Below are 14575 nucleotides of genomic sequence, written 5' to 3'. Positions count from 1 at the left end.
TACTTTCACCACATCTTTTTAAATTCTATTTTGCTCTAATTGTTTATATTCTAACACTTGCTTTAACGAATTATGTTCTGGGCTAGATAATTCTGGATCTTGTTTAACAAGCTCACGGGCCACTTTTTGTGCCACTACCAGCGTGTTGTAGTTGTTTACAACATCACCAACACGAAATTCTGGCAATCCAGACTGTGCTTTACCAAATAAATCACCTTCACCACGCATTTTAAGGTCTTCTTCAGCTAACTTAAAGCCATTTTTGGTTTCGGCAATAATTTTCATTCTCGCCTTACCTGAATCTGTTTTAGGATCAGCAATAAAGACACAGTAACTCTGTGTCTTGCCACGACCAATTCTTCCTCGAAGTTGGTGCAACTGGCTTAAACCAAAACGATCAGCGTTGTAAATGACCATCATATTAGCATTAGCTACATCAACCCCGACTTCAATTACGCTGGTAGTTACTAAGATATTAATCTCGCCACTAGCAAAGACAGACATAATTTCATCTTTTTTAGCTCCTGCCATTTGACCATGTAAAAGAACTACGTTTTTATCCGGAAAATCATGACTTAGTTTTTTATGCAATTCTTCAGCATTCTTTAAGTCCAAGGTCTCTGATTCTGTAATTAATGGCGTAACAGCATAAATCTGGAAACCTTGATCTAGCTGCTCATGCATTAATTTATAAACATCTTTCATCTGACTGCTTGTCTTCCAGGCAGAAATGATTGGCTTTCTACCAGCCGGCATATGGTGAATTTCAGATACTGTCATATCGCCATAAACAGTTAAAGCTAAAGTTCGAGGAATTGGTGTCGCCGTCATTGCTAAAATATCTGGATTATCACCTTTATTAACCAAAGCTTGTCTTTGACCAACACCAAATCTATGTTGCTCGTCGATAATAACCAAGCCTAATTTCTTAAAAATTACATTTTTCTGGATCAAAGCATGTGTACCGATAACAACGTTAATCGTGCCATCTGTCAACTCACGATAAATCTCGCGCCGCTCGAGTGTTTTAGTATTACCTGTAAGCAATGCTACTCTTACACCAAGTGGTCGCAGCAGTTCATCAATCTTTTTAAAATGCTGCGTAGCTAAAATTTCAGTCGGCACCATTAAAGCGGCTTGATAACCTGCAGTAATTGCCGCAAAAATTGCATAAACGGCTACAACGGTTTTACCAGAACCTACATCACCTTGAAGCAGTCTTTTCATCTGACCATCTGAATGCATATCTGCATAAATTTCATTTACCACCTTTTTTTGATCATCTGAAAGTTCAAATGGTAATGATTTAGTCAAATTAGCAATTTCCTTTAAATCGTACTTCTTAGGATAACCTTGCTGTTTACCATCATGATTGGCTAATAAAGTTAACTGCAATTCAAAAATAAAGAATTCACGGAAAATTGCACTTCTTTTAGCTACTTCAGCTTCGCAACCATTCTTAGGATGATGCATTTTTTGAATAATTTCTTGATCATGCAACAAACGATACTTTTCTCTAATTTCTTTAGGAACAATATCTTGAACCTGATCTAAAAAACTATCAATTGCCAGATTAATTAAACTGACCAGCTTTTTCTGCTTAACATGTCGGTTAACAGGATAAATTGGCGCCATACCGCTATCATTTTCTTTAGCAGCCACAAATTTAAATGCAGAAAGACTTTGCCGAGCAACATTATACTTACCATAAATTGCAACTTCTTGCCCGATCTCAATCTTACTTTTTAGCCAAGGTTGATTAAAAAAATTGACCATGACAATATCATGGTCAATTCTAATTTTGAAGCTTAATCTGCTCTTTTTATATCCAAACCGACTAACAAAAGGCTCAGTTGCCACAATTCCTTTCAACATTACCTTTTGACCATCCATGATTTGATCTAATGGTAAAGTTTGAAGTTCGTCATATCGAAAAGGAAAATAAAAGAGTAAATCATAAATGCTATAAATGCCTAAGCTTCCTAGATCAGCTGCAGTCTTTGTCCCTACGCCTTTTAAATCTGTTACCGGAGCAAATAATGCATTATCTATCATTTTATTCAACTGATACTAAGAAATGATATACTGGTTGACCACCATCATGAATTTCAAATTCAAGATCATCATGTTTTTCTTCAAGTTGGCTAACCACTTCTTGTGCTTCTTCTTCACTTGAGTCACGACCGTACATGATTGTGATGATTTCTGAATCGTCATCGAGCATCTTTTCAATCATTTTGGTAGTGGTCTTGATTAAATCGGGATTGTCAACTTTAATATTTCCATCAACAATACCAAGATAATCATTCTTATGAATTTCTACGTCATCGATTTCAGTATCACGAGTAGCTTGGGTTACTTCACCTGAAACTACAGTATCGAGATCTTCCGACATAGCTTCAACGTTGTCATCAACAGAAGCATCTGGGTTAAATGAAAGCATTGCAGTAAGACCTTGTGAAATAGTCTTGCTTGGTACGATACCTACAGGAATATCACTAACTTCAGCAGCCTGCTTAGCGGCCATTACGATATTACCGTTGTTTGGTAAGACGATTGCCTTCTTAGCACCTGACTTCTTGATAGCATCAATGAAGTCTTGAGTTGATGGATTCATTGTTTGACCACCAGAGATAATACGGTTGACGCCTTCACTTTCAAACAACTTTCTAATACCGTTACCTGAAGCTACGGCAATAACAGCGAAGTCTACTGATTCTTGTTGTTCTTCATCTTGATCAACAATGCTTTCGTGTTGAATACGCATGTTGTCAATCTTGATCTTGCCTAATTGACCAAATTGACTGCCGTACTTAAAGACATCACCAGGGTGTTCAGTGTGAACGTGAACCTTAGCAATTTCACCATCAGAAACAGCCAAAAGTGAATCACCTAAGCTTGATAAGTGCTTTCTGAATTCTTCCAAGTCAAACTTCTTCTTGTTTGGCACATCAGCGTTAAGGTCGACCATGATTTCAGTACAGTAGCCATTCTTAATATCTTGAGTAGCCAATTGACTTTGTACAGAAGATTGGTGGTGCATTGCATTGATCATTTCGTCCATTTCATTTTCATCAGGTTGATATTGATCAGCAAAGTTTTCACCAAGAAGACCTTCTAAGAAGCCTTCATAAATGAACAAAAGTCCTTGACCACCGGAGTCAACAACACCAACTTGCTTCAATACTGGAAGCAAATCTGGAGTTGACTTAAGGGCCTTCTTAGCACCTTCGACAACAGCCTTCATTACTTCAATAACATCGTCAGTATCATTAGCCTTAGAAGCACCTTCTTGAGCAGCAACACGAGCTACTGTCAAAATGGTACCTTCAACTGGCTTCATAACTGCCTTATAAGCAGTAGCTACACCGTTCGAAAAAGCATTAGCTAATTCTTGAGCAGTCAAAGTCTTCATGCCTTGAGTTGCCTTGTAAAAGCCACGGAACAATTGTGAAGTAATAACACCACTGTTACCACGTGCACCCATCAACATTCCTTTAGCTAAACTTTCAGTCAAATCACCAACATTGCTGCTAGGATTTTCAGAAACGGCTCTAGCACCACTTTCAATAGTTAAGTTCATGTTGGTACCAGTATCACCATCTGGAACTGGGAACACGTTCAATGAGTTAACAAATTCAGCATTCTTGCCAATTCTGTGGGTGGCAACACGCACCATATCTCTAAATTGCTTACTATCTATTTCATTTAAAACCACTATTTAAAACCTCCGCTTACGTTATTCGTCAAGTACTTTCACGCTTTGAACGATTACATTAACGGCTTTAGTGTTAATTCCTAATTGATTTGAAAGGTTAAATTTAACACTGTCTTGAACATTCTTACTTACTTCAGAAATCTTAAGTCCATAACCAACAATAATGTACACGTCAACAGTAATTTCATTATTTTCTGATTTTACGACAACGCCACGTTTATAGTTGGCGCGGTTAAGAATTCCGTCAAAGCCATCGCGAATAGCATTCTTAGATGCCATTCCTACAACGCCATAATTAGACGTAGCTGCGCCACCAACAACAGTTGCAATTACACCGTTTGAAATATCAATCAAACCATCTTTTGTCTTGATCTTAACAGCCATGTTTGTCCTCCGTCTCATTATCTATGTATACGTTTATTATTTTATCATAGTACTTACTTAACCAATAAACAAAATACGTGTTAAAAAAATCCTTTTAGAGTTGAATTGCTCCAAAACATATGATAATCTAATTAAGTATGACACCACAAATAAAGGAGGTTTAGCAAATGGCAAAAGATTACGTAACAGGTAAGAAGACTACATTCGGTAACAAACGTTCACACTCATTGAACTCAACTCGTCGTGCTTGGAAGCCAAACCTTCAAAAAGTTCGCATTCTTGTTGACGGTAAGCCAAAGCGCGTTTGGGTTTCAACCAAGGCTTTAAAGTCTGGTAAAGTTACTCGTGCCTAATAACCAAAAAGAGTCTATTGGATCTTTGATCTGATAGATTATTTTTTTGCATAAAAATAAGTAAACGAAAAGGCCAGCTTAAAGCTGTCCTTTTTTCTTTTACTTCATAATGTTGTGATGCTTGTCATCATCTGGAATGTTTCTTTCATCGATTAGTGTATAAGCATATTCAGTAATCATTTCACCAAGCTTAGTTGGCAAGCCTAAATCTTGGTAAGTAACGTTTCTTGCTGCACTATTAATTGTAGCAACTTCCTTGTGCTTCTTTTTATCAAAAACATGAACGTGATTCTTGTGCATGTAGTCTTCTACATTTCTCTTAGCACGATCAAGTCTTGATTCATAACGACCATTTCAAAATCAGTATACTTCATAGTTTTTCCTAGTTTCTTTTTCTTTACCCTATTTTACACGTTTTTCTAAAGATTATGAAAGCGATCTACATCTTTAGAATAAATTGCAGCAATCATTCCCTGCTTAAAAGAGATCTTAAAATGATCACTATTGGGCAAAAATTCATTTGAAGAAAATACTCGCGGGTACTTGCCTGAATAATGTTTCAAATCATATCTTGCGCCAGTTATATTAAAATCCTTGGTTGCTGAAAGCAAAGCAAAACCAATATAGGAATATTCTTCCTTTTTCTTAATCACGTGCATCCCTGGATTAAAAAATTCAATACTGTTTTGTTGATCGAGCAATTCTACTTTTTGAGCAAATTGATTAATTGATGGATTGAGCAGCATCAATAAATTAATCAGGGAATGATCAATTCTGCCACCAGTTGCACCTAGGATAGTTAATCTATCCGCTTGATAGTCCTTAAAAACCGTTTGAAGCATTAATTCAGAGTCTGTCCAATCTTTAACCGGATTAGAATAGCGAATATCTTTTACACTCTTTTCAATTAACGCCAAATCTTTAGCTTGTAGCGAATCAAAATCGCCAATTGCTACATCAGGCGTGATGCCCAGCTCTTTTAAAAATAGTGCGCCACGATCTACGCCAAAGATCAATTCATCATTTTGCTTAGCAGTTAGCAATTGTTTTTTAATATCCTTAGGCCATAAATCAGTTGGTCCACCTAATAATGCATATGCCTTCATTATTCAATGACTTTTTCTAATTTACGTACTTGATTAGCTATATCGCCATCTTTATATAAATATGAACCTACTACAAAGATATCGGCACCGGCATCTTTAGCTATCTTAATAGTTTGATCATTAACACCGCCATCTACTTCAATTGCTGTATCAGGTCCCACGATTTCTCGAACTTGCTTGATCTTCTCAGCAGAGTCTGTAATAAATTTTTGTCCACCAAAGCCAGGACGAACTGTCATAACCAATACTTGATCAAGCTTTGATGCAAACTTACTTACAACATCACTAGGAGTGTCAGGATTAATTGCTAAAGAAGTTTTTACATCATTAGAAATTAAGTAATCAAGCCAGTAATCAAGCTTCTTTTCACTCATAGCTTCATAGTGAAGCTCAACCAAATCTGCACCAGCATTGACAAAAGCTGGCACAAGATCATCTGGATTATCACTCATCAAATGAATTTCTGCATCTGTCATCGGAAATTCGCGCTTAAAATCTTCAACTAATTGTGGACCAAAGGAAAGATTAGGCACGAAATGACCATCCATAATATCAATATGGAAACGACTGATTCCTGCAGCAATGGCATCTTTAATATCAGTTTCTAAATTTAGATTGTCTGCATTTAAAATTGATGGTGCAATAAGCATTATTTCCTCCGTTATTTTAGATATTCAGGGATACGACCTTCACTAATCTCAGTTCGTATTGCTAAATAATCATCATATCGACTAGCTAAAATTTTTCCTTCTTCAAGAAGTTTCTTGACTTCGCAGCCTGGCTCTTTCAAATGTTGGCAGCCGCGAAACTTGCATTTCACACTAGCACGTTTAAACTCAACAAAATAATTACATAATTCATTAAGTTTAATCGGCGTTAAATCAATCGAAGAGAAGCCTGGCGTATCTGCAAGAAAGCCTCACCCAATTTAAATAATTCAACTTTTCTAGTAGTGTGCTTACCACGGTTTAAACTAGTTGAAATGGCTCCTGTAGCTTGATGAGCGTCTTCTTTTAGATGATTAAGCAAAGTTGACTTACCTGCACCAGACTGCCCAGCTAGAGTCCAAATTTGGTCTTTGCCAATCATTTCTGGAATCTTAGCTTGTACATCATGGTAATCAGTAAAGACAGGATAGCCGATTTCTTGATAGTATGCTAAAGATCTTTTTATTTCAGTAAGTTTATCATTATTAAGCAAATCTGTTTTAGACAAATAAATAGTTACATTGACTTTTTGCCAAGAAAAGAAAGTCAAAAAGCGATCTAACAATTCTAATGAGAAATCTGGCTCAACTGCAGAAATCACCAGCAAAACATGGCTAACATTGGCTACAGCTGGTCGGCCAATTCTGTTTAAACGCGGCATAATCTTAACCAGATAGCTCATGCCTTTATCATCAATTTGTATTTCTACTCTGTCTCCTACCGCTGGTTTTTGCTTTTTTTGACGAAAAACGCCACGAGCACGCGTTCTCACGATACCCGTAGCGGTTTCTACGTCATAATAACCAGCAATTAGACCAATAACGGTTCCTTGTGCTAGTTTCATTTATTTAGTCACCTTTTCATTCAAGATAGTTTCTCCATTGCGGACTACTCTTAATTGTCCAGGACCATTTTTAATTGAAAATGGAATTGAGAAGCTCATATCACGCTTAATATAAAGATCACGATAAATATTACTTAATGAGTGATCGTCATCCTTGATATAAATCTGAACATGATCACCCTTATTCTCGCTTGATTTGCTGGATGAGCTATCTTCATCTTTATCATTATCAGTCTTATCTGAGCCGTCGGTTACCGATCCAACGTAACTTACAGTAAAGTTCTTAGTTATCGTAGTTTCCTTTTCTTCCTTAGGTCCACGCGAAACTCTAATTGCAACAGTTGATCCACGATCAACTTTGGTTCCAGGACCTGGATCCATTGAAATGATCATGCCCTTTTCGACATCATCAGAATATTCTTGATTAATCTGCAAAGTTAATCCATGTTCTCTAGCATAATCTTGTGCGCTCTTTAAAGAGTAATTATGAAGATCTTTCAATGTAACCGTATTGCTTCTGTGACGCGGAGCTCTACCTCTAGACACTACCAAAGTAATTGTAGTTTGTGTTGCTTTACTTCTACGCCAGCTGCAATACTCTGTGAAATAATGTTGCCTTGAGGGATCTTGTTAGAGAATTGATCTTCCCGGACTACATCAAAGCCTTGATTTTCAAGTTTTTCGGCAGCCTTATCATAGTCATCACCGACCACGTCAGGTACTTTCCCCATGCTGGTTCCGCTAGAAACAATTAAGTTAACTGTTTTCCCTTGATCAAGTGAATTACCAGCAGTTGGGTTTGTGGCTATGACATAACCCTTTTTGACATCATCAGATTGCCGACGAATAATTCTGCCCACTTGAAGTCCGACCGCCTCTAGCTTATCTTCTGCGGCTTTTTCCGCAATATTAGTTACGTCAGGCACATTAACCTGCTTAGCTTATTATCATTGCCACTTAAAGCAAAAATCATAATGAAAATAATTAAACCAGCAGCAATAATGGAGAAAATCCACCACCATTTATGAGCTTTAACATTCTGCCAAAAACTCTTTTTCTTTTTCGCAGGTTCTTTTTCTGCTTCCGCCTTTTCTTCTTTCTGCGGCTCTTTTGAATTTGTTTTTTGCGGCTTGAAACCTGATAAAACTATTGTTTCATCATCACTATTTCCATGATTCGGAACAAAGACAGGTTCATCGCTTCTTTCAGGATCAAGACTACTATCAAGATCTGCTTTCATTGCTTGAGCAGAAGCATAACGATCGCGCGGATCCTTAGCGGTTGCCTTTAAAACAACATTTTCTAACGCCTGCGGAACACTTTTATCTTTCTTTCTGATAGATGGAATAGGTTCTTGCGCATGTTTTAGAGCAATGGAAACAGGCGTATCTCCATTAAATGGCACAGTTCCTGTAATTAATTCATAAAGAATAATACCAAGAGAATAAATGTCGGATTGCTTAGTAACCAATCCACCTCTTGTTTGCTCTGGAGACATGTAATGAACAGACCCCATCACCGAATTAGTTTGAGTAATTGAGCTTTGGTTAAGTGCAACTGCAATACCAAAATCAGCGATTTTAATATTGCCTCTTTTATCCATCAGAATATTTTGTGGTTTTAAGTCACGGTGAATCACATTATGCTTGTGAGCCAGAGCAACCGCACTCAAAATTTGATCCATTATCCGAATTACTTCAGGTAAATCCAATGGAGAATTCTTACGGATGTACTCTTTTAAATCAGGACCGTCGACATATTCCATTACCATATAAGGAAGTCCATGATCCGTACCTACATCAAGAACAGAGACAATATTAGGATGACTGAGTTCACTGGTAGCTAATGCTTCTCTTTGAAAACGAGCTTGAGTTTGAGGCTCATTTTGCAAATCTAGGCGTAAAATTTTTACAGCAACCTTACGCTGCAAAATAATATCTTCAGCCAGATAAACATTGGCCATCCCGCCTTCGCCTAAAGTATCAATAATGCGGTAGCGCTCTCCAAGCAGATAACCTTTATCGATCACTGCTTTCGTCCTCCTTATTCCAAATTAGGCAGACAGTAATATTGTCACCACCACCTAATCGATTAGCCTCACTAATTAACTTATTGCAACGTTCTTTCAAACTCAATTCTTTAGTTGCAAGAATTTGCTGAATTTGTGGGTCACTGAGAGAATTAGTTAATCCATCAGTACAAAGCAAAATAATGTCATTATCGCCCAATTTAATTTCATTAATTTCTGGGTCAATCGTGCTAGATACACCTAAAGCTTGAGTAATAATATTCTTTTGTGGGTGATGCTTAGCTTGTTCTTTGGTAATTTGTCCCATTTTAACCAATTCGTTAACTAAAGAATGATCTTCTGTAAGTTGAACAAACTTTCCTTCTGAGTAGCTATAAGCACGTGAATCACCTAAATGGGCAATTAAAGCATTGTCGTCAAAAGCAAAGGCTAAAACAATGGTGGTTCCCATTCCATTTAAATCAGGAAACTTATCAGCCGTCTTTAAAATAGTTTCATTTTCAGAATTCAACTGAACATCCAACCATTTGTGCGCAATGTTGGCGTCTGTGAAATCAGTTATTCCGAAGTTGTGCCCCAGGTGCGTAACCGCCATAGTTGAAGCTACATCTCCGCCTTGATGTCCACCCATGCCATCGCATACGACCGCTAAAGTGATACCCTTGCGATTTTTAAAAACTTGTACAAAATCTTGATTGCTTTTTCGTACCTTACCGATACTAGAAGCGTATGCTGTTTCAATCAAAAATCTAACCTCGCATCTTAAATTTAGCAATGAAAAATCCATCATTATTATCTTGGTCAGGCATTATTTTTAGCATCCCTGTCTTTGATTCCAATTTGCTGAGCTTAAATGGCTTTAATTCAAAATTAGGATGCTGCTTTAAGAATTGTTCGACAACGGCTTCATCTTCCTCTACTGAAATAGAGCAAGTGGAGTAAACTAACTCGCCGTCTTCCTTTAACAAAGGACTAACTGAATCTAAAATTGCCAATTGAATTTTTTGTAAATTATGCAAATCACGTTCAGTCTTAGTATAACGAATCTCAGGCTTACGTCTTAATAAACCTAATCCAGAACAAGGTGCATCTACCAAAATCTTAGTAAATTCTCCCTGCTTGAAAATATCCTGTACTTTTCGTGCATCACAAGCTTTAGTTTTAACTTTATCAGCTACATTCATTCTTTTAGCATTTTCTTTAACCAAATGTAGCTTCTTTTCATGAATGTCTAAAGCTGTCGCATCGCCAGCGACAATTCGTTCTGCCATCTGCACAGTTTTACCGCCTGGAGCACTGCATGCATCTAAAATATGCTCTTTATTGGGACCAAAATCAAAAGATTCTACAACTAAACTAGCGGCTTCATCCTGAATTGTCAATTTTCCGCGCTTAAATAAATCACTTTGACTCACGCCACCATGACCCAAAATCACGTTATTGTCAGATAAGTTAGACCATGCTGGTTCGTAACCCTCAGCCTTTAGCTGATCAAAAACTTGCTGTTTATCACACAAAGATGAAATACGAACGCTATTTTTAGCTGGCTGATTGATGCTTTCAAGCAATTTTTTCGTACGATCCATGCCCCAATGATTGGCAAAATATTTAACTAGCCATTCCGGCATGCTTTCTTTGACACTTAAATATTTTATTTCATCTTTAACATCAGGCAAAATTACGCCACGTCTAATAAATGAACGTAAAATTCCGTTTACTACACGATAACCTGATGAATGATGCTTACCAAATTGCTTAGCAAGTTTATTAGCTTCATCCAAAACTGCACGATTAGGCACTTTATCCAAAAAGACAATTTGATAAATGGACATCAATAAAAGCGGCTTTAAATATTTCTCAGTTAATTTAGTTCTTACTAATCCCTTTAACTGATATTCCAAAAAGAGTCGATATTGAATCGTTCCATACACTATTTTTGTGGCTAAGTTTTGATCAGCTTGTGATAAGTCTGAATGATTAAGACTGTTGTTCAAGCTGATATTTGAATAGGATTTATCTTGTAAAACCTTAATTAATGTTTCTAAGCTGATTGCACGAGCGCTTTTACTTGTCGACAATTTCTTCTCCTGGTGTAAACTTGCTACCTTGACCGTTCAAAAAGTTCTTAATATTCATGCGCTTCTTGCCGCTCGGTTGTACTTCAAGCAAATTCAAGACAGTACCATTAGCAAAACTAATTGCAAAGCACTTCTTATTTGCAACAACTGAACCTGGCTTTAAATCTGTAGTTTCATCAGCAACTTCTGCCTTCCAAACTTTGAAACGTTTGCCTTCAACCATCATGTAGGCACCTGGATCTGGGTTAAGTGCACGGATCATGTTATTAACTTCGGTAGCTGTCATATCAACCGTGATTCTTTCTTGTTCTTTAGTAATATTTAGTGAAAAGACCACCTTTTCAGGATCTTGTGGCGTTTTCTTTACAGTGCCAGCAATAATTGAAGGTAAAGTCTTAAGCAAAAGATCACGCCCAACAATTGCTAGTTTTGCGAACAAGGTACCAGCGTTATCATCTGGTTCAATCTTAATTGCTTCTTGTGCATAGATATCACCGGCATCCATCTTTTTAACCATTTCCATGATGGTAATACCAGTTTCTTTATCGCCGTTAATCAAAGAATATTGAATTGGTGCACCGCCACGATATTTAGGTAAAAGTGAGCCGTGAACATTTACAGCCGCAATCTTAACTGAGTTTAAAAACTTCGTTGGCAAAAATTGACCATAAGCTGCAGTAACAATTAAGTCAGCGTGCATATCAATTAACTTTTGCATTTCTTCAGAGCCAGATAATTTTGCAGGTTGATAAACAGGTAAATTATGCTTTTCTGCAGCAATCTTAGCAGGACTCTTAGTAATCTTTTGTTTGCGTCCAACTTTCTTGTCTGGTTGAGTTACTACAGCCTTAATTTCATAATTATTTTCAATTAAACCTTCAAGTACTGGAACTGAGAATTCCGGTGTCCCCATGAATATTACTGATGTCATTAGCAGCATCTCCTCTACATTATTCTTTCTGGTTCATTATCAATAATAATACTTAAGCCATATTTCTTCGCTTCCTGGGCGGAGTCTTGAACATGGTGCAATAATTTATTCAAATTTGGTTCTTTTTTATATTTTACCAGTATTTGATAATAATATTGATTTTTTACTCGAGAAATTGCACTTGGTGTTGGTCCTAAAATTATTGCTTCTGCATGAAGCTGCTTTGTTAAGTAACGCTTTATTTTAAAAGCTTCTCTTGCAGCATTTTGTTCTTTCTTAGCGGCAATCGAAATCAAAACAGTGAAGAAGTATGGTGGATAGTTTCCGGCATGTCTGACGTTCATTTCATAGCCGTAAAAGCGTTCATAATCCTGCGTTTGGGCTAATTGAATGGCATAGTGCTCCGGATTATAAGTCTGAATCAGAACTTCTCCTTCTTTTTCTGCTCGACCGGCACGTCCAGCAACCTGCGTTAAAAGTTCAAAAGTTTTTTCAGAAGCATTGTAGTCTGACAGCCATAAGCCTGTATCAGCATTAATTACTCCTACTAAGGTAACATTAGGGAAATCTAGTCCCTTCGCAATCATTTGCGTTCCTAATAAGATATCTGCTTCATGATTGCCAAACGCATTCAGAATTCTCTTATAGCTACCCTTTCTGCGAGTGGTATCTACGTCCATTCGTAAAATTCTAGCACCTGGTAAAAGTTCCTCTAATTCTTCTTGCACCTTTTGTGTTCCTGTTCCCAGAAAACGAATTTGAGAACTTTGACAATTAGGACAACGCGTAGGAATTGGCTCAGTATGACCACAATAATGACATTGCATACAATTAGTATCTTTATGCAAGTTCAAAGATACATCACAATTAGGACACTTTAAGACAAAACCACATTCTCGGCAAAGCATGAAATTAGCAAAGCCACGACGATTAAGCATTAAAATGATTTGTTCTTTTTTCTCGAGGCGCTTTTTAATCGCATCGACTAACTCAAGCGACAAGTCAAATTGACCACCCGCAAATTGAACATGCTTTAAATCAATTAAGCGCACCTTAGGCAGCTTCTTATTGTTGGCTCTCTTGGTTAGTCGTAAAAGATGATAGACATCCTTTTGTGCCCTTGCACGGCTTCCTAAAGACGGCGTTGCGCTGCCTAATACAAGTGGACAGTGATGGTATTTACTGCGCCAGATAGCCACATCTCGAGCGTTATAGCGCGGATCAGACTCTTGCTTGTATGATGACTCGTGTTCCTCATCGATCACGATTAAGCCGATATTTTTAAGCGGTGCAAAAACCGCACTTCTGGCACCAACTACTACTTTGGTTTCGCCGCGGCGGATTCTGCGCCATTCATCATATTTTTCTCCTTCAGATAACGCACTGTGCAAGACAGCAACTTCTTGACCAAATCTGGCCTTTACCTGACGCACCATCTGTGGGGTAAGCGAAATCTCTGGCACCAGCATCAAGGCGGTTCTGCCTTGGGCTAAAGCCTTACTGATGGCATGCAAATAAACTTCAGTCTTGCCGCTACCAGTAATTCCTTCAAGCAAAAATGTTTCAGCTTTTTTCTCATCGATAGCTTTGGCAATTTCGTCTAAAGCATGTTGTTGTTCATCATTTAACTTGATTGGAGCTGGTTTTTCATCATCTTTAAAGCCGGCTAAAGGATCACGATAAACTTCAACTGCCTTTTTCTTTAGCCAACCTTTTTTAACAGCCGAATTCAAGACTGCAGCGGTTAAACCCAATCCAGCTTCTAATTCCTTTTGTGTTTTGGGATAAGCATCGGTATGTTCAATGATATCCATCAAAAGCTGCTTTTGCTTTACCGCATTTTGCCGCAAAGTATTATAGATTTTAGTATATTCTTCTGGTGCCAGAGCCAATGCATATTGATTTTCCTTTTTCTTTTTAGCCTTATTGTCGACAACATACTCAATCTTGGCATCATCATTTTTTAGCAAACTGCGGATTTTCTTGATTTGTGTTGAATCTGTTATTTTATTTAAATCAATGGGATCGCCTTGAAAAAACGGCATCTCTTTAGCCTTTGAACTAGCAGGGAGCAATAGTTTACGATAGCCTGCCCGCATCACCCATGGCAGCATAGCCTGTAAAATTTTGATCCGGTATGAATAAATATTTTGTGCTAAATCTGCAGATAATTTAACTAATTCAAGCGTTAGTGGCGACATTTCATCAACCACTACCAACAAATCCTTCATTTTGCCTTTAAAATTGCTAGTTTCAGATAGGCCGACAACAAAGCCTTGCACTTTTCTTGGTCCAAAAGGCACAACGACTCTTGAACCCACCTTAATTTCCTTCTCAAGATCTGAAGGAACATGATATTCAAAAACGCGATCAGTCTGTCGCGCCGCAACATCTACAATCACTTGAGCAATCATCTAATCACCTG

11 protein-coding genes and 2 pseudogenes are annotated in these 14575 nt (G+C 37.6%); 1 reads left to right on the top strand and 12 read right to left on the bottom strand.

What is annotated here, in order from left to right; genetic code table 11:
• Nucleotides 1-18: 18 nt before the first annotated feature.
• Genes recG through JCM1039_RS04745 form a run of 3 tightly spaced genes read right to left on the bottom strand, consistent with a single transcriptional unit; the run spans nt 19 to nt 4102 of the window.
• On the bottom strand, nt 19-2055 hold the full coding sequence (recG, locus tag JCM1039_RS04755) for an ATP-dependent DNA helicase RecG (RefSeq protein ID WP_025014858.1): 2037 nt from the start codon (nt 2053-2055) through the stop codon (nt 19-21).
• A 1-nt stretch (nt 2056) separates the two neighbouring features.
• Nucleotides 2057-3718: a DAK2 domain-containing protein gene (gene fakA / locus JCM1039_RS04750; protein ID WP_025014857.1), complete on the bottom strand. Its 1662-nt coding sequence runs from the start codon at nt 3716-3718 to the stop codon at nt 2057-2059.
• 21 nt (nt 3719-3739) lie between these two features.
• Nucleotides 3740-4102, bottom strand: coding sequence for an Asp23/Gls24 family envelope stress response protein (locus JCM1039_RS04745; protein WP_025014856.1), 363 nt, complete (start codon nt 4100-4102; stop codon nt 3740-3742).
• 167 nt (nt 4103-4269) lie between these two features.
• Here JCM1039_RS04745 and rpmB point away from each other — a divergent pair, with 167 nt between their 5' ends.
• Nucleotides 4270-4455 carry a 50S ribosomal protein L28 gene (gene rpmB / locus JCM1039_RS04740; protein ID WP_005719372.1) on the top strand — a complete coding sequence of 62 codons (186 nt, stop codon included), beginning with the start codon at nt 4270-4272 and terminating at the stop codon, nt 4453-4455.
• Between the two features lie 99 nt (nt 4456-4554).
• On the opposite strand, the gene JCM1039_RS04735 is transcribed toward rpmB, so the two are convergent.
• From JCM1039_RS04735 to priA, 9 genes and pseudogenes are all read right to left on the bottom strand, one after another.
• Nucleotides 4555-4755, bottom strand: coding sequence for a hypothetical protein (locus tag JCM1039_RS04735; protein ID WP_025014855.1), 201 nt, complete (start codon nt 4753-4755; stop codon nt 4555-4557).
• 119 nt (nt 4756-4874) lie between these two features.
• Entirely contained in the window at nt 4875-5561 is a 687-nt protein-coding gene (locus JCM1039_RS04730; protein ID WP_025014854.1) for a thiamine diphosphokinase, read from the bottom strand.
• The gene (gene rpe, locus JCM1039_RS04725) at nt 5561-6211 is read right to left on the bottom strand and encodes a ribulose-phosphate 3-epimerase (RefSeq protein WP_025014853.1); all 651 of its coding nucleotides are present in this window, start codon (nt 6209-6211) and stop codon (nt 5561-5563) included. The genes JCM1039_RS04730 and rpe overlap by 1 nt, the downstream gene beginning before the upstream one ends.
• 11 nt (nt 6212-6222) lie before the next feature.
• Nucleotides 6223-7112 (bottom strand): annotated as a pseudogene (rsgA, locus tag JCM1039_RS10720) (ribosome small subunit-dependent GTPase A).
• Nucleotides 7113-9141: pseudogene (gene pknB / locus JCM1039_RS10715) on the bottom strand (Stk1 family PASTA domain-containing Ser/Thr kinase).
• On the bottom strand, nt 9131-9886 hold the full coding sequence (locus JCM1039_RS04710; protein ID WP_025014852.1) for a Stp1/IreP family PP2C-type Ser/Thr phosphatase: 756 nt from the start codon (nt 9884-9886) through the stop codon (nt 9131-9133). The pseudogene pknB and the gene JCM1039_RS04710 overlap by 11 nt, the downstream one beginning before the upstream one ends.
• Before the next feature lie 4 nt (nt 9887-9890).
• The gene (gene rsmB / locus JCM1039_RS04705; RefSeq protein ID WP_025014851.1) at nt 9891-11219 is read right to left on the bottom strand and encodes a 16S rRNA (cytosine(967)-C(5))-methyltransferase RsmB; all 1329 of its coding nucleotides are present in this window, start codon (nt 11217-11219) and stop codon (nt 9891-9893) included.
• Nucleotides 11206-12150, bottom strand: a complete 945-nt coding sequence (gene fmt / locus JCM1039_RS04700) for a methionyl-tRNA formyltransferase (RefSeq protein WP_025014850.1) — start codon at nt 12148-12150, stop codon at nt 11206-11208. Before fmt ends, rsmB begins: the two co-directional genes overlap by 14 nt.
• A gap of 14 nt (nt 12151-12164) precedes the next feature.
• A complete protein-coding gene (priA, locus tag JCM1039_RS04695; RefSeq protein ID WP_025014849.1) occupies nt 12165-14564 on the bottom strand; it encodes a primosomal protein N' in 2400 nt (799 codons plus the stop codon).
• Nucleotides 14565-14575 lie beyond the last annotated feature (11 nt).

It is taken from the genome of Lactobacillus kitasatonis DSM 16761 = JCM 1039 (assembly GCF_000615285.1).
Lineage (GTDB): Bacteria > Bacillota > Bacilli > Lactobacillales > Lactobacillaceae > Lactobacillus > Lactobacillus kitasatonis.
The sequence above is the reverse complement of the archived record's forward strand: the minus strand, read 5'-3'. Positions and strand labels throughout refer to the sequence as shown.